The sequence below is a fragment of the Burkholderia sp. 22PA0099 genome, from assembly GCF_047497165.1.
Classification (GTDB): domain Bacteria; phylum Pseudomonadota; class Gammaproteobacteria; order Burkholderiales; family Burkholderiaceae; genus Burkholderia.
In genome coordinates this window covers 2,476,060-2,490,136 of the sequence record NZ_CP163165.1, presented here as the reverse complement: position 1 = coordinate 2,490,136, position 14,077 = coordinate 2,476,060, and the positions used below count along the sequence as shown (strand labels likewise).

Sequence of the window (14,077 nt, the reverse complement as noted above, 5' to 3'; positions counted from 1 at the left end):
CCGGATTGAATCGGCGGCGTCATCGGACGAATCCGGGTTAGCCCGAATGGTCAGGCCTGCCGGCCTCGTCGATCTTCACTGGATTGGTTGGACCTTTGGTCCGATGGGCGGCCAAGGCTTGGCCACCCCTGGATTCACGACATCACCCATAAGGAACGCGATCGATGCCCTTGCGTCTTGACGCCCATCAGCACTACTGGCGAATCGCCGCGCGCGAAGGCGAGTGGCCGCCGCCGAGCCTCGCACCGATTCATCGCGATTTCGGGCCGGCCGATCTTGCGCCGCACTTACATGAAAGGCAGATGGACGGCACCGTGCTCGTGCAGTCGCTGCCGACGCTCGACGACACGCGCGAACTGCTCGCGCTCGCCAACGCCACGCCAAGCGTAAAGGCCGTGGTCGGCTGGGTCGACATGAAAGCGCCCGACGCGCCCGCGCATATCGCCACGTTCGCCGCCGAACCGAAATTTCGCGGCCTGCGCCCGATGCTGCAAGCGCTCGACGACCGCTGGATCGACGACGACGCGCTCGCACCCGCGGTGGCCGCGATGCTCGCGCACGACCTGTGTTTCGACGCGCTCGTCACGCCCGCGCAACTCGATGCGCTGCATGCGTTCGCAAGCCGCCATCGCGCGCTGCCGATCGTGATCGACCACGCGGCCAAGCCGCCGATCGCGCGCGGCGAACTCGCGCCGTGGCACGACGCGATGGCACGGCTCGCGCAATTGCCGAACGTGTTCTGCAAGCTCTCGGGCCTCTGGACCGAGGCCGATGCACACACCAGCGCGCAACAGATCGGCGCGTTCATCGATGCGGCCGCCTCGCTGTTCGGCCCCGAGCGCCTGATGTGGGGCAGCGACTGGCCGGTGCTGCGGCTCGCGTCGGCGCATGGCGGCTACGCCGATTGGTTCGACACCTGCCACCGCCATTGCACACGCCTGTTCGGCGAGGACGCGACCGCGCTCGACGCGATCTTCGGCGGCACCGCGCAACGCTTTTACCGCATCGGCTGAAGCCCCGGCGGCGCAGGCCGCCGAGGGAAAACCCGCAGCGCGGATGGCGTGACGCCGCCCGGCAACCGACGTATGATGGCCATCAAATTGGTTGGACCATTAAACCAATAAGCGCGATGCCGGCACGCCGGCCGCGCCGTTCGCCCTCTCGAAACCCGGCAGTACGCAACACGAAACAAGACAACCGACCATGACGATCATTCGCTCGATGCGCGTCCTCGACGTGCGTTTCCCGACCTCGCAACGGCTCGATGGCTCCGATGCGATGAACCCCGATCCCGATTACTCGGCCGCCTACGTGATCCTCGAAACCGATCGCCCGGGCCTCGAAGGCCACGGCCTGACGTTTACGATCGGGCGCGGCAACGAGATCTGCTGCGCGGCCATCGAAGCCATGCACCACCTGGTGGTGGGCCTCGATCTCGACTGGATTCGCGAGGACATGGGCCGCTTCTGGCGGCACGTCACGTCCGACAGCCAACTGCGCTGGATCGGCCCGGACAAGGGCGCGATCCACCTCGCCACCGGCGCGGTGGTCAACGCCGCGTGGGACCTGTGGGCCAAGGCCGAAGGCAAGCCGCTGTGGCAACTGGTGGCCGAGATGACGCCGGCGCAACTGGTGCGCTGCATCGATTTCCGCTACCTCGGCGATTGCCTGACCGAACAGGACGCGCTGCAACTGCTGGAGCGCCAGGCACCGGGCAAGGCCGAGCGGATCGAGACGCTGCGGCGCGAGGGCTACCCGTGCTACACGACCTCGGCCGGCTGGCTCGGCTACAGCGACGACAAGCTGCGCCGCCTGTGCCGCGAGGCGGTGGAGGCCGGCTTCGACCACGTCAAGCTCAAGGTGGGCGCGAACCTGGAGGACGACATCCGCCGCGTGACGATCGCGCGCGAGGTGATCGGCCCGGATCGCAAGCTGATGATCGACGCCAACCAGGTGTGGGAAGTGGACGAGGCGATCGATTGGGTGCGCGAGCTGGCGTTCGCCAAGCCGTGGTTCATCGAGGAACCGACCAGCCCGGACGACGTGGAAGGCCATCGCAAGATCCGCGAGGCGATCGGCCCGGTGCAGGTGGCCACCGGCGAGATGTGCCAGAACCGCGTGCTGTTCAAGCAGTTCATCATGCGCGGAGCGATCGACGTGGTGCAGATCGACGCGTGCCGGCTCGGCGGCGTCAACGAAATCCTGGCCGTGATGCTGATGGCCGCCAAGTATGGCCTGCCGGTGTGCCCGCATGCGGGCGGGGTGGGGCTGTGCGAGTACGTGCAGCATCTGTCGATGATCGATTACGTGTGCATCGCCGGCACCCGCGAGGGGCGCGTGATCGAGTACGTCGATCACCTGCACGAGCATTTCGTCGATCCGTGCGTGATTCGCGACGCGGCCTACCTGCCGCCCGCCGCGCCGGGCTTCTCGATCACCATGAAGCCCGAATCGCTCGAACGCTACCGGTTCCGCGGCGCGCAGGCGCAGCCGGCCGACGCGCTGGCCTGAAGGAGATAACGACATGCATCTCGATCTCGATGGCAAGGTGGTGTTGATCACGGGTGGCGTGTCCGGCATCGGCGGCGCGATCACCGAGGCCGTGGCGGCCGAGGGCGCGATTCCGGTCGTGCTCGATCGCAACGCGCCGGCCGAGGCGTTCGCCTCGCGGTTGCGCGATCGCCAGCCGCGCACGCGCTTTTTGCGCACCGACCTGCTCGACGACGCGCAATGCCGCGCGGCCGTCGACACGGCAATCGCCGAATTCGGCCGCATCGACGGCCTCGTCAACAACGCCGGCGCGAACGACGGCGTGGGCCTGGGCGCGGGCCGCGCGGCGTTCGTGGCCTCGCTCGAACGCAACCTGGTGCATTACTACGCGATGGCGCACTACTGCGAGCCGCACCTGAAAGCGAGCCGCGGCGCGATCGTCAACATCTCGTCGAAGACGGCGCTGACCGGGCAGGGCGGCACCAGCGGCTACTGCGCGGCCAAGGGCGCGGTGCTGTCGCTCACGCGCGAATGGGCCGCGTCGCTGGCCGCCGACGGCGTGCGCGTGAACGCCGTGGTGCCGGCCGAGGTGATGACGCCGCTCTACGAAACCTGGCTCGGCAGCTTCGACGATCCGGCCGCCAAGCTCGACGCGATCACGCAGCGCATCCCGTTCGGCAAGCGCATGACCACGCCGGCCGAGATCGCCTCGACCGCCGTGTTCCTGCTGTCGCCGCGCGCCTCGCACACCACCGGCCAGTGGCTGTTCGTCGATGGCGGCTACACGCACCTGGATCGCGCGCTCGGCTGAGGGCGGCCCCACGCACAAGGAGACATGACGATGCGGCACTGTCTGGCGCTGGACCTGAAGGACGATCCCGAATCGATCGCGCGCTACGAGGCGCATCACGCGCGGATCTGGCCGGAGATCGCCGCGCACCTGCGCGGGCAGGGCGTGCGCGAGATGGAAATCTGGCGGATCGGCAACCGCCTGACGATGGTGATGGAAACGGACGACGCGGTGTTCGACGCCGCCCGCATGGCGGCGTCGAGCCTCGCCGACCCGAAGGTAGTGGAGTGGGAGACGCTGATGGGCACGTTCCAGCAGCCGACCCCGTGGACCCCGGCCGGAACCAAATGGACGCCGATGGCGCGCGTTTTCGACCTGGCCGGGCAATGACGACAGCCGGCGACGGCACCCCGTAACAGCACATCGAGACTGACACGGAAGGAGACAGGAATCATGCAACAGGCATCGGGAGCCGGCCTAGCGCCGGCCGGCACGGCCGAACGTTCGCGCGACTGGCGCACGGCGTTCATTTTGGTGACCAGCCTCTTTTTCATGTGGGGGCTGTCGTACGGTTTGCTCGACGTGCTGAACAAGCACTTTCAGGATGTGCTGCACGTCAGCAAGGCGCAGTCGGGCCTGTTGCAGGGCGCGTATTTCGGCGCGTATTTCGTGATGGCGATTCCGGCCGCGATGCTGATGGAGCGCTTCGGCTACAAGCGCGGCATCCTGCTGGGCCTGGCGCTCTACGCGATCGGCGCGCTGCTGTTCATTCCGGCCTCGTCGGTGGCGAGCTTTCCGTTCTTCCTGTTCGCGCTGTTCGTGATCGCCTCGGGCCTCGGCTGCCTGGAGACGGCCGCCAACCCGTACGTGACCGAGCTCGGCACGCCCGAGACGGCCGAGCGGCGGCTCAATCTTTCGCAGTCCTTCAATGGCCTCGGCAGCTTTCTCGGGCCGCTGATCGGCGGTGCGTTCTTCTTCCGCGCGTCGGCCGCGCCGCAGGCGGCCAGCGAAGGGCTGGGCTCGGTGCGGATCACCTACGTGGCGATCGCCGCCGTGGTGGTGCTGCTGGCGCTGCTGATCGCGCGCACCCCGATGCCCGACATCCGCCGCGCGGCCTCGCCGGCGCAGCGGGCGGCGGGCGCCTCGGTCTGGTCGCGGCCGCACTTCGTCGGCGGCATCGTCGCGCAGTTCTTCTACGTGGCCGCGCAGGTGGGCGTGGGCGCGTTCTTCATCAACTACGCGATCGTCCACTGGCCCGATCTCACGGCGCAGCGCGCCTCGTTCATGCTGTCGGTGGCGCTGCTGCTGTTCATGGCCGGGCGCTTCATCAGCACCGCCGTGATGGCGAAGGTGTCGCCCGCCGCGATGCTGACCGTCTATGCGCTCGCCAACGTGGTGCTGACGGCGGTGGTGCTGGCCGGCATTCCGGTGGTGTCGGTGCTGGCGCTGATCGGCGTGTTCTTCTTCATGTCGATCATGTTCCCGACCATCTTCGCGCTCGGCGTCAAGGATCTCGGGCCGCACACCAAGCGCGGCGCGTCGTATCAGGTGATGTCGATCGTCGGCGGCGCGATCATGCCTTACGCGATGGGCCGGGTGGCCGATACCTCGGGCGTGAGCATCGCCTACGCGCTGCCGCTGGTGTGCTTCGCGATCGTCGCGTGGTATGGCTGGCGCGGCAGCCGCGTGGTGGATGCCTGAGCGCGTGGGGCGGGGCGAGCGCGCATGGTCCGGCTGCGCGCGGGCCGCTGGCCCCGGCCCGATACACGGCGTCGCGCGCGCCCGGCGCCGCAGCGGCGGCGGCCCGGCAGCGCGGACGTATTAGAATCGGCATCTGGCTCGCGGTCGTTGCCTGAACGGCAACGGCCGCGAGCCGTTTCGATCCCGACGGGTCCCGCCAGCGAACGTATGCCGATCCAACCCATTCAGAACCGCCGCCTCTACCAGCAGATCGCCGACCAGCTTCGCGCGATGATCGAATCCGGCAGCTTTCCGCCCGGCAGCTACTTGCCGCCCGAGCGCGAGCTGGCCGCGCAATTCGGCGTGTCGCGCACCTCGGTGCGCGAGGCGCTGATCGCGCTGGAGGTGATCGGGATGGTGTCCGTGCGCGTGGGCGACGGCGTGTCGGTGCGCCAGCGCGAGCAGCCTGCGGGCGACACGCCGCCGGCGCGCGCCGCTGCGCGTTCGAGCGTGCTCGAAGTCGATCCGGAACTCGGCATCGAATTCGATCTCGACGCCGAGATCCCGCCGTTCTCGCTGTTGCAGGCGCGCAAGCTGATCGAGCCGGAGGCGGCCGAGCTGGCCGCGCTCCAGGCGTCGGATGCGCAGCTTGCGGCGGTTCGCGAGGCGTTCCTGCGCAACCAGCAGGACAACCGCAGCGGCTCGACCACCCACCCCGGCGACCGGCTGTTCCATATCCGCATCGCCGAGGCCAGCGGCAACGAGGCCTACGCGATGATGATCAAGCAGTTGCTCGCGCATCGCTACGACCTGCTGTTCCAGCGCCTGCAAACGCTCTATACGCCGCGCGACATGCCGCATCGCTCCGAGGTCGAGCATCGCGCGATTCTCGACGCGCTGGAGGCGCGCGACGCGAAGGGCGCGCGCCGCGCGATGCTGACCCATCTCAATTCGGTGATCCGGATCTTTTCGCGGCAGTCGGCGTGATCTGTCGGCCTGGGTTCGCTCAGGCCGCTCAGGCCGGTTTTGCCAGCCACACCACCGTCAGCGAGCGCACGCCCTGTGCGCCCTGGATCAGCACGCCCTCGATGTCGGCCGTGGCCGACGGCCCGGTGACGAGCGCCGCATAGCGCGCGGCTTGGAAATCGGGCAGGCGATACAGATCCTGCAAGCCGTCGACGAGATCGGCCGGATCGAGCAGCACCACCAGGTGCTGGACCAGATAGCCGAGCGCATTGACGCCGTATTCGGCCTCCGACAACCACACCGAGCCGGTTTCCGCCACGCCGTAGCGCGCCCGCACCACGCCCACCTCGACCTCGTGCAGCGAGGCCGGCGCGCGCGCCGGATCGAGCGGCGCGGCGCCCGGCACTTCGGGCGCGGCCGACAGCGGCACATGGCCCGGGAAGCGCTCGGCAAACCAGCCGGGCAGGTCCTGCACCGAATCGAGCGCGACGTGCTTGCCGCCCATCGTCGCGAGGCTCGCGCAGAAGCGTTCGCGGCGGTCGCCGGGCGGCGTGTCGAACACCGGCAGGGTGGGCAACGGATGCGGATCGTCGCCGCTGGCGGCCGCGAACGGCGCGCGTGCCGCGCCACCGTCCTCGCGCACGGCGACGCGCTGCGCCGCCCGCACGCGCAACAGGAATTCCTCGCGGGTGGTGCTCATCGTTGCGTCTCCTTATCGGCGGCCGGGGTATTCGCGTCGGCCGACGTGTCTTCGGTGGGGCCGGGAGGGTTCGGCGGCGTCGCGCCCTTGCCGCGATTCGCTTCGTACCAGTCGCGGAACGTCTGGCGCGGCGCGTCGGGCAGCGCGCGGCCCTTGCCCCAGGTGTTCAGCGGGTTGTAGAGCACCAGGTTCGGCAGGCGGTGCAGGGCGGTCTGCATCGAGCGCACCGAGGCGCGATAGAGCGCCGGGTTCGCCAGCAGCTTGCCGGCCACCTTGATCAGCCCGCGCTTGACGCGCGGCAGCTCGCCTTCCTCGGCCACGATCTGCCGCCAGCGGTAAAGCTGTTCGTGGATGTTGATCTTGACCGGGCAGACGTTGGTGCAACTGCCGTTCATGGTGGAGGCGAACGGCAGCGTGCTGAAGCGCTTGAGATCGTAGGCCGGGTTCAGGATCGCGCCGATCGGCCCGGCGTAGGTGCTGCCGTACGACAGGCCGCTGCTGCGCCGGTACACCGGGCAGGTGTTCATGCAGGCGCCGCAGCGGATGCATTTCAGCGAATACCAGAAGTCGTCCATCGCGAGGCGCGCCGAGCGGCCGTTGTCGACGATCACGAAATGCATCTCGGTGCCCGGGCGCGGCTGGCGGAAATGCGAGGTGTACTGCGTGATCGGCGAGCCGAGCGCGCTGCGCGACAGCAGCCGCACGAACACGCCGAGGTCGGCCACGCGCGGGATCAGCTTCTCGATGCCGATCGAGACGATATGCACGGGCGGCACGTTCGCCGACAGGTCGGCGTTGCCCTCGTTGGTGCAGACCACCACCGTGCCGGTTTCGGCCACCGCGAAGTTGCAGCCGGTCATGCCCGCGCCCGCTTCGAGGAATGCCGGGCGGGTGGTGACGCGCTGGCTTTCGGCCAGATAGTGGATGTCGTGATTGGTCGGATCGGTGCCGAGCGTGCGGCCGAACAGTTCGGCCACGTCGCCGCGCAGCTTGTGCACGGCCGGCATCACCACATGCGACGGCGGCTCGTTGTCGAGCTGCTGGATGCGCTCGCCGAGGTCCGTCTCCATCACGCTCACGCCGCGCGGCGCCAGATATTCGCGCAGCTCGCATTCGTCGGTCAGCATCGATTTGCTCTTGACCAGCGAGGTCACGCCATGCGATTCGAGAATGCGATAGACCGCCTCGTTGTGCGCCTCGGCGTCGAGCGCCCAGTGCACCTTGACGCCGTTCGCCTCGGCGTTGGTGGCGAACTGGTCGAGGTAATCGGCCAGCCGCGACAGCGTGTGCTCCTTGATCTGCGAGGCCAGCGCGCGCAGCGTTTCCCATTCCTCGATCGAGGCGGCCTGCGCGTCGCGCTTCTTGCGGATGTCCCACAGGCGGCGGTCATGGAACGCCACGTGATCGGTCTTGGCGAGGAACGCCTCGGCGGCCTTCGCGTGATCCACCTTGGGGAGGTTGCGGGTCGGCTTGCTCATGCGTGGGCCTCCTGGCCGGCGGCCGGCGCGAGTTGCGCGGCGTCGATGCCGTTCAGCACCTGGGCGATGTGCAGGAAGCGCATCGGCGTTTTCTCGCGCGCGGCGCAGCCTTGCTGGTGCATCAGGCACGACATGTCGGCCGACACGATGAACTGCGCGCCGGCCTGCAGGTGGTCGCGCACCTTGTCCTGGCCCATCCGCACCGACACCGCCGCCTCCGACACCGAGAACGTGCCGCCGAAGCCGCAGCATTCGTCGGGCCGGGCCGGCGCGGCGAAGCGGATGCCGCGCACGCCGTCGAGCAGCGTGCGCGCCTTCGACCACGGCTCGCCCGGGATCTCGCTCATCGAGGCCGCATGCAGATGGCGGATCGCGCTGCAACTGTTGTGCAGGCCCACCGTGTGCGGAAACGCGGCCCACGGGAACTCGCGCACCTTCAGCACGTCGTGCAGGAATTCGGTCAACTCGTAGGTGTTGGCGCGCACCGCCGCGATGCGCGGCGATTCACCCGCCGCCGTCAGATGCTGGCGCACGTGGTGGACGCAGCTCGACGACGGCGCGACCACGTAGTCGTAGCCCGCGAAATTGTCGACGAACAGCGCTTGCGCGCCGGCCGCGTCGGCGTCGCAGCCGTTGTTGGCCATCGGCTGGCCGCAGCAGGTCTGGCGGCGCGGGTAATCGACGTCGAGCCCGAGCTTTTCGAGCAGTTCGAGCGTCGCGATGCCGACCTCGGGGTAGAGCGCATCGATGAAACAAGGCACGAACAGGGCCACCTTCATGGAATTCTCCTGCGGGGGATGCGAGGCGCGCGTCGGGGCGGGCCGTGTTGTTCGGGGAGTCGCGGGCCGGGGCGCGGGGCGGTGCCGCGTGCGTCGGACTGCACAAGCGCCATGATCGACAGCCGGAGGGCGATCCGGCAAACTGGTACGACCAGTTTACCTACCTCGACCCTTCATGAAGACAGCCACCCGGACCGACCGCATCCAGCGCGAGATCGAAACGCAATTGCTGGAGGGCGTCTGGTCGCCCGGCGAGCGCATTCCGGGCGAGCGCAAGCTGGCGGACGCGATGGGCGTGGCGCGCTCGACGGTGCGCACGGCCTTGCAGCGGCTGGTGGCGCGCGGGCTGCTGACGAGCCGGCCGATGTCGGGTTTCTACGTATCGGAAAGCCTGCAGACGGGGCTGATCTCGCCGTGGCGGCAACTGGTGGGCGACCATCCGGAGTTGCGCCCCGACATGCTCGAATTCCGGCTGATGCTGGAGGGCACCACCGCGTATCTGGCCGCGCTGCGCGCCGGCCCCGACGATCTGCAACGGATTCAGGACGTGCTCGACGGCATGGTGGCCGCGCATCGCGACGGCGACCACGAACGCGAATCGCGGCTCGACGGCGATTTCCACGCGGCGCTGGCCAGCGCCTCGCACAACGCCATGCTGCGGCATCTGCAAGGCAGCCTCGCGAAGATGCTGCATACCCATATCTCGCTGAACAACAGCAACCTGTTCGCCTTGCGCGAGCAGGTGGGCGAGCAGATCCTCGCGCAGCATCTGGCCTTGTGGGAGGCGATCCGCGCGCGCCAGCCCGAGGAGGCGCGGCGGCGGATAGTGGAGCATATCGGCTTCGTCTGGCAGAAGCTCGAACCCGATCTGCCGGTGACGGCGATGTGAGAAGTGCGGTTCAGGCAATCGCCAGCGTGAAGAAGCCGGTGGTGGCATCCATTTCCGCCGTGACCTGGGCATTCGGATTCGTGGTGGTGACCGTCGCGGTGGTGACGCCTTCGATGACGGCATAGAACGAATACGTGTCGCCGATCGTCAACGTCTGGGCGTCGAACGAACGCTCCACGACCACGCTTTGCAGCAGCGTGTCGTATTGCGATATCGAGAACGTCACCGGGCCGAGCGTGGTTTGATAGAACTGCCACTGATCGGCGACGGTGCTCGCCATGACTGCCATTTCGAATTCGTACGTGCCTTGCTGCGCGTCCTGCTTGATCTGTGCGAGAAAGCTGGCGTTGCCGACGATGGTGGCCGGCGCCGACGTATACGTGTTGCCGTCGATCAGCGTGGAGGCGGCGACTTCGAACCTGTCGTTGGCCGCCATCGTAAAGCGTGCCTGAGGCTCCAGGCCCGGCGGCCGGGCAATGATCTGCTGCCCTTTAGCGACAACGAACTGCGCGATATACGGCGTGGTGTTCAGGAACGTCAGTTGGCTCATGGAGGTCTCCTCGATGCCGTTGCGATTGTGTCGTGGAATCTTGTCGAACGGGCCTTATCGCGCCGCGTCGTGTTCGCCTTCGGCCAGCGCCTTCACGCGCGCCAGCCCCAGCGCATACAAGCCCTCGTAGTGCGCGATCATGCGCGCCGCGCCCTGCGGATCGTTCGGCGTGAAGCGGCTTTGCCAGGTGGCTTTCGCGCTCGCGTCGCCCGTGCGTTCGACCGACAGCGTGGCGATGTAGTCGGTCACCGGGTCCGGGCCTTCGAGGATCGTGTAGCTGTAGCGGCGCTCGGCGTCGCTGTGTTCGAGCAGTTGCTCGACCACCACCAGCCCGCCCCGGATTTCCAGGTGGCGCGTGCGGCCGTCGTCGGACAGGCGCGAGGCCAGCACGGGCGCGAGCCAGGCGGGCAGGGCATTGAAGCCGCCGACGATGGCCCACACGCGTTCGGCGGGCGCGGCGATCTCGACGGATTGGCTGACATTCGGCTGGGTGGGCATGGTGCGCTGTCCTGATGATCGAAAAGGAGCGTCGAGTATGCGGGCGCGGCGCGCGGGCTGCCAGCCGCCGTCGATCGAATTTCCCTTGCCCCGCGATCAACAATCGGTGCGGCGGATTCAACCGGCCAGCGCTTCGGTCAATTGATAGATACCGTCGCTGAACGCTTGCAGGTCGGGCTTGCCGCCCTGGCGTTCAAGCTCGCGCTGGGCTTCCTGCCAGTCGGGCAGGCAGGTTTCGTACAGTGCCTGGCCGGTGCGCGTCAGGCACCACAGATGCACGCGGCGGTCCGTTTGATCGGGCTGCGAGCGCACCAGCGCGCGCGTGCGCAGCGTGGCGAGCGTTCGGCTCAGGGTGGTCTGGTCGAGCAGCAGTGCGTCGGACAGCGCGCGCATCGAGGCGGGTTCGGCGCGAAACAGCGCCATCAGGATCGTGAACTGCGTGACCCGCACACCATGACGCGACAGCCGTGCGTCATAGATCGCCGTGACGGCGCGGGCGGCCTGCCGCAAGGTGGCGCAATGGCAATCGAGTTTCAACGGGCCGTGATTCATGCCGTGCTCACCTTATCCGGATCGAAGACTGCATAGGCTGCGTGGGTTGTGTGACAGCGGCGTTCCCCGTTCGGCCGGGCCCCGGCGTACCGAGCGGCATCAAGCCGGCACGGCCGCTGCCTGTTCGAGCGGCGCGCGCGCCGTGCAGATCGCGTTGCGGCCTTGCTGCTTGGCGTCGTACAGCGCCCGGTCGGCACGCACATACAGGCGTTCGAGCGTGTCGCCGTCCTCGGCCACCGCCACGCCTCCGCTGATCGTGTAGCGGCACGGCCCCGACGGCGTATCGGCCGTGTGCGCCGCCACCGCGATGCGCAGGCGCTCGCCCACCTGCCAGGCCTCACGCTCCGACAGCCCCGGCAACAGCACGCCGAATTCCTCGCCGCCCACGCGCCCGAACGTTGCATCGGCGCGCAGGTTCTCGAGCGCCAGCACCGCGAAATCGCGCAGCACGGCGTCGCCGCCCGCGTGACCGAATACATCGTTGATCGCCTTGAAGTAATCGAAATCGATCAACAGCAGCGCGACCTTGCGGCAAGACGTGCGCTTCTTCAACTGGTTGCGCGCGATCAGCTCGAAGCGCTTGCGCGACAGCAGGCCGGTCAGGTAATCGCGGTTCGACGCCTCGCTGGCGTCGGCCAGCAGCTCGTCGTGCACCAGCATCATCGCGGCCATCGACAGCATCGGCAGCACCGCGGAACCGATGGTCGAGAGGATCACGCTGCCCGGCGTGGCGAGCAGCGCCGGTGACGACGCGGCGTGCAGATGCAGGAACCAGAAGCCGCGCACCAGCTCCATGGCGGCGCAGAACGCGGCCAGCGTGGCGATCGCGAGATAGGGATAGCGGCGTCGGCCGGGCTGGCGCGGCCGGGTGATGGCGTAGACGGTGGCGAGGCTGGTGGCGGCGAAATACATGCTGACCGCGAACACGCGCACCTGGATGTTGTCGACCACGAAGCGCCAGTAGCCCAACACGCCGCCGAGCACGATCAGCGCCAGCAGCCAGGCGGGCCAGCCGGGCTGGCGGTTCATGAAGCGCGCGCAGCCGGCGAAGAAGCAGGTGGCCGCCACCGCCATCAGCAGGTTGGCCGGCACGATCACGAACACGTCGTGCACGTGGCCACGCAGCAGCATCAGGCTCAAGCCGAGCGCCATCACCAGGTTCGAGGCCATCCATTCCCGCACGCCGCGCACGCGCGAGTGCGCCAGCGAGCCGAGCAGCGCCAGCAGGAGCAGGCTCATCATCGCGGACGACACCAGGGCGACGGTTGGATTGGGCATGGCGTGGGCTAGGTCGGCAGATCGTCAAGGCGGCGCACCGGCTGTCCGCACAGGGCCGTCGAGCGATAGCGGCCGACGCGGTGGGGCGCGGCGCTGCCAGCACGCATCGGCTCACCGGTCGGACGTTCTGCCCCGGACATGCTTGGTCTCGATCCCGCTGATTGAGTGATCCTGTTCGTGCGGTGCCCGGCCCGGCGGCTTCGCCGGATGGCTGCCAGGACACTGCGTCGCGTGATTGTAGGGGGTCAAAACCGGACTTGCCACAGCGCGCGCATGGATTTGTGCAAATTTTGCAAACAATATGCGATTTGAGTGCCTGGCATGCCAAGCATAGGCAGTTATTTTTTCCGATCGTCAGGCGGCGGAAAGCGGACGGTCAATGGCGAACGCGCCGCCGAAGCTCGATGGCCATTCACATGACCGATCTGACAGCCAAGCCAGGCAAGGACTTAGGTAAATCCCTCGATTTATCGAATAATCGATGAGATAAATCATGATAAAAGTAACAATTACCGAATTCGGTCACGAGCGCGAAAAATTTCCTCTTAACAATGAGTGCGATTGATGACTTGATCGCGACAACTGGGAGGCGAAATGGATCGCAAGTTCAACGTGCTGTTCCTGTGCCGGGCAAACGCGGCACGCAGCATCATGGCCGAGGCCTTGCTGCGGCAACTGGCGCCGGGCCGTTTCGAGGCGTTCAGCGCCGGCGTCGAGCCGGAGCAGGACGTGCATCCGCTGGCGATCGCGCAACTGCGCGCGACGATCGGCGATCTGGGCAAGCTGCGGCCCAAGAGCTGGCTGACCTACACGGCCGACGACGCACCGCGCATGGACGTGATCATCTCGATGAGCCCCGAAGTGGCCGAGGAACATGCGCCGGCCTTTCACGGCGCGCCGCTGTTCTGCACCTGGAATTACCCGGACCCGTTGAAGGCCGAAGGCAACGAGGCCGAGCGGCAGCGCGAATTCGAACGCGTGTTCCGGCAGATCCTGCGCCGCATGAGCGTGTTCGTGGCGCTGCCGCTCGATTCGATGCGCCGCGACGCGCAGCGCGATGCGATCGACACCGCCGCGCAGGGCGGCGCGATCGATCAGGCGAACGAACTTCAGCCCGCACCCTGAAGAGTTGCGCGTGTCGTGCCGTAAACCCATGTGCGAGTCGCCGCCGTTTCTGCCCGTTTTTTACCGTTGCGGGCACACGGCGACCCGGGATCGGCCCACAGCGCGTCGACAAAAAAATTCGACGTGCCACGCGCGACAGTCCCATGCGCACGGGCGATTCGAATTCCTCTGACGATAGGAAACGTTTGCGGAAATCCACTTTCCGGGCTTTCGCAAATGCACCCGATGTCGTACGTGTTTTGTCACATTGTGTACACGTAGACTCGTTAGCGTCCGTTGTTTCCTCCTCACCCGCCGCGTTG

Annotated in this window: 15 protein-coding genes; 8 read left to right on the top strand and 7 right to left on the bottom strand. The window is 67.5% G+C overall.

Translation table 11 applies throughout. The features are described from left to right. The first annotated feature begins 164 nt into the window (after nucleotides 1-164). From AB4851_RS26470 to AB4851_RS26445, 6 genes are all read left to right on the top strand, one after another. Nucleotides 165-1,013, top strand: coding sequence for an amidohydrolase family protein (locus AB4851_RS26470; protein WP_414449457.1), 849 nt, complete (start codon nucleotides 165-167; stop codon nucleotides 1,011-1,013). Nucleotides 1,014-1,203: 190 nt separating this feature from the next. Then, the gene (locus AB4851_RS26465) at nucleotides 1,204-2,511 is read left to right on the top strand and encodes an L-fuconate dehydratase (RefSeq protein WP_414449456.1); all 1,308 of its coding nucleotides are present in this window, start codon (nucleotides 1,204-1,206) and stop codon (nucleotides 2,509-2,511) included. 13 nt (nucleotides 2,512-2,524) lie between these two features. Beyond that, nucleotides 2,525-3,301, top strand: coding sequence for an SDR family oxidoreductase (locus AB4851_RS26460; protein WP_414449455.1), 777 nt, complete (start codon nucleotides 2,525-2,527; stop codon nucleotides 3,299-3,301). 30 nt (nucleotides 3,302-3,331) lie between these two features. Beyond that, nucleotides 3,332-3,670, top strand: a complete 339-nt coding sequence (locus tag AB4851_RS26455; protein WP_414449454.1) for an L-rhamnose mutarotase — start codon at nucleotides 3,332-3,334, stop codon at nucleotides 3,668-3,670. A 63-nt stretch (nucleotides 3,671-3,733) separates the two neighbouring features. Beyond that, nucleotides 3,734-4,981: an L-fucose:H+ symporter permease gene (fucP, locus tag AB4851_RS26450; RefSeq protein WP_414449453.1), complete on the top strand. Its 1,248-nt coding sequence runs from the start codon at nucleotides 3,734-3,736 to the stop codon at nucleotides 4,979-4,981. A 207-nt stretch (nucleotides 4,982-5,188) separates the two neighbouring features. Next, nucleotides 5,189-5,947 carry a FadR/GntR family transcriptional regulator gene (locus AB4851_RS26445; RefSeq protein ID WP_414445122.1) on the top strand — a complete coding sequence of 253 codons (759 nt, stop codon included), beginning with the start codon at nucleotides 5,189-5,191 and terminating at the stop codon, nucleotides 5,945-5,947. 28 nt (nucleotides 5,948-5,975) lie between these two features. Here the strand turns inward: AB4851_RS26445 and AB4851_RS26440 are convergent, their stop codons facing one another. From AB4851_RS26440 to AB4851_RS26430, 3 genes are read right to left on the bottom strand one after another with little or no spacing between them, the layout of a single operon-like run. Beyond that, nucleotides 5,976-6,626 (bottom strand): LutC/YkgG family protein, encoded by a 651-nt coding sequence (locus tag AB4851_RS26440; RefSeq protein ID WP_414449452.1) that lies wholly within the window; start codon nucleotides 6,624-6,626, stop codon nucleotides 5,976-5,978. Next, a complete protein-coding gene (locus AB4851_RS26435) occupies nucleotides 6,623-8,104 on the bottom strand; it encodes a lactate utilization protein B (protein WP_414449451.1) in 1,482 nt (493 codons plus the stop codon). Before AB4851_RS26435 ends, AB4851_RS26440 begins: the two co-directional genes overlap by 4 nt. Next, a complete protein-coding gene (locus tag AB4851_RS26430) occupies nucleotides 8,101-8,883 on the bottom strand; it encodes a (Fe-S)-binding protein (protein ID WP_414449450.1) in 783 nt (260 codons plus the stop codon). Before AB4851_RS26430 ends, AB4851_RS26435 begins: the two co-directional genes overlap by 4 nt. Before the next feature lie 175 nt (nucleotides 8,884-9,058). Between AB4851_RS26430 and AB4851_RS26425 the strand changes: the two genes are divergently transcribed. After that, the gene (locus AB4851_RS26425) at nucleotides 9,059-9,772 is read left to right on the top strand and encodes a FadR/GntR family transcriptional regulator (RefSeq protein ID WP_414449449.1); all 714 of its coding nucleotides are present in this window, start codon (nucleotides 9,059-9,061) and stop codon (nucleotides 9,770-9,772) included. A 10-nt stretch (nucleotides 9,773-9,782) separates the two neighbouring features. Here the strand turns inward: AB4851_RS26425 and AB4851_RS26420 are convergent, their stop codons facing one another. The 4 genes from AB4851_RS26420 to AB4851_RS26405 all read right to left on the bottom strand — a co-directional run bounded on the left by AB4851_RS26420 (nucleotide 9,783) and on the right by AB4851_RS26405 (nucleotide 12,650). Beyond that, complete coding sequence (locus AB4851_RS26420; protein WP_414449448.1) at nucleotides 9,783-10,322, bottom strand: hypothetical protein; 540 nt, start codon at nucleotides 10,320-10,322, stop codon at nucleotides 9,783-9,785. Nucleotides 10,323-10,376: 54 nt separating this feature from the next. Then, a complete protein-coding gene (locus tag AB4851_RS26415) occupies nucleotides 10,377-10,820 on the bottom strand; it encodes an SRPBCC family protein (protein WP_414449447.1) in 444 nt (147 codons plus the stop codon). 117 nt (nucleotides 10,821-10,937) lie between these two features. After that, on the bottom strand, nucleotides 10,938-11,372 hold the full coding sequence (locus AB4851_RS26410; RefSeq protein ID WP_414449446.1) for a MarR family winged helix-turn-helix transcriptional regulator: 435 nt from the start codon (nucleotides 11,370-11,372) through the stop codon (nucleotides 10,938-10,940). A gap of 99 nt (nucleotides 11,373-11,471) precedes the next feature. Then, a complete protein-coding gene (locus AB4851_RS26405; protein WP_414449445.1) occupies nucleotides 11,472-12,650 on the bottom strand; it encodes a GGDEF domain-containing protein in 1,179 nt (392 codons plus the stop codon). Between the two features lie 594 nt (nucleotides 12,651-13,244). Between AB4851_RS26405 and AB4851_RS26400 the strand changes: the two genes are divergently transcribed. Further along, nucleotides 13,245-13,775 carry an arsenate reductase ArsC gene (locus AB4851_RS26400; protein ID WP_414449444.1) on the top strand — a complete coding sequence of 177 codons (531 nt, stop codon included), beginning with the start codon at nucleotides 13,245-13,247 and terminating at the stop codon, nucleotides 13,773-13,775. Nucleotides 13,776-14,077: the final 302 nt, after the last annotated feature.

Bases quoted from the DNA above. Each gene is read 5' to 3' on its own strand.
- AB4851_RS26470 (WP_414449457.1), top strand. From the start codon at position 165: ATGCCCTTGCGTCTTGACGCCCATCAGCACTACTGGCGAATCGCCGCG.
- AB4851_RS26465 (WP_414449456.1), top strand. From the start codon at position 1,204: ATGACGATCATTCGCTCGATGCGCGTCCTCGACGTGCGTTTCCCGACC.
- AB4851_RS26460 (WP_414449455.1), top strand. From the start codon at position 2,525: ATGCATCTCGATCTCGATGGCAAGGTGGTGTTGATCACGGGTGGCGTG.
- AB4851_RS26455 (WP_414449454.1), top strand. From the start codon at position 3,332: ATGCGGCACTGTCTGGCGCTGGACCTGAAGGACGATCCCGAATCGATC.
- fucP (WP_414449453.1), top strand. From the start codon at position 3,734: ATGCAACAGGCATCGGGAGCCGGCCTAGCGCCGGCCGGCACGGCCGAA.
- AB4851_RS26445 (WP_414445122.1), top strand. From the start codon at position 5,189: ATGCCGATCCAACCCATTCAGAACCGCCGCCTCTACCAGCAGATCGCC.
- AB4851_RS26440 (WP_414449452.1), bottom strand. From the start codon at position 6,626: ATGAGCACCACCCGCGAGGAATTCCTGTTGCGCGTGCGGGCGGCGCAG.
- AB4851_RS26435 (WP_414449451.1), bottom strand. From the start codon at position 8,104: ATGAGCAAGCCGACCCGCAACCTCCCCAAGGTGGATCACGCGAAGGCC.
- AB4851_RS26430 (WP_414449450.1), bottom strand. From the start codon at position 8,883: ATGAAGGTGGCCCTGTTCGTGCCTTGTTTCATCGATGCGCTCTACCCC.
- AB4851_RS26425 (WP_414449449.1), top strand. From the start codon at position 9,059: ATGAAGACAGCCACCCGGACCGACCGCATCCAGCGCGAGATCGAAACG.
- AB4851_RS26420 (WP_414449448.1), bottom strand. From the start codon at position 10,322: ATGAGCCAACTGACGTTCCTGAACACCACGCCGTATATCGCGCAGTTC.
- AB4851_RS26415 (WP_414449447.1), bottom strand. From the start codon at position 10,820: ATGCCCACCCAGCCGAATGTCAGCCAATCCGTCGAGATCGCCGCGCCC.
- AB4851_RS26410 (WP_414449446.1), bottom strand. From the start codon at position 11,372: ATGAATCACGGCCCGTTGAAACTCGATTGCCATTGCGCCACCTTGCGG.
- AB4851_RS26405 (WP_414449445.1), bottom strand. From the start codon at position 12,650: ATGCCCAATCCAACCGTCGCCCTGGTGTCGTCCGCGATGATGAGCCTG.
- AB4851_RS26400 (WP_414449444.1), top strand. From the start codon at position 13,245: ATGGATCGCAAGTTCAACGTGCTGTTCCTGTGCCGGGCAAACGCGGCA.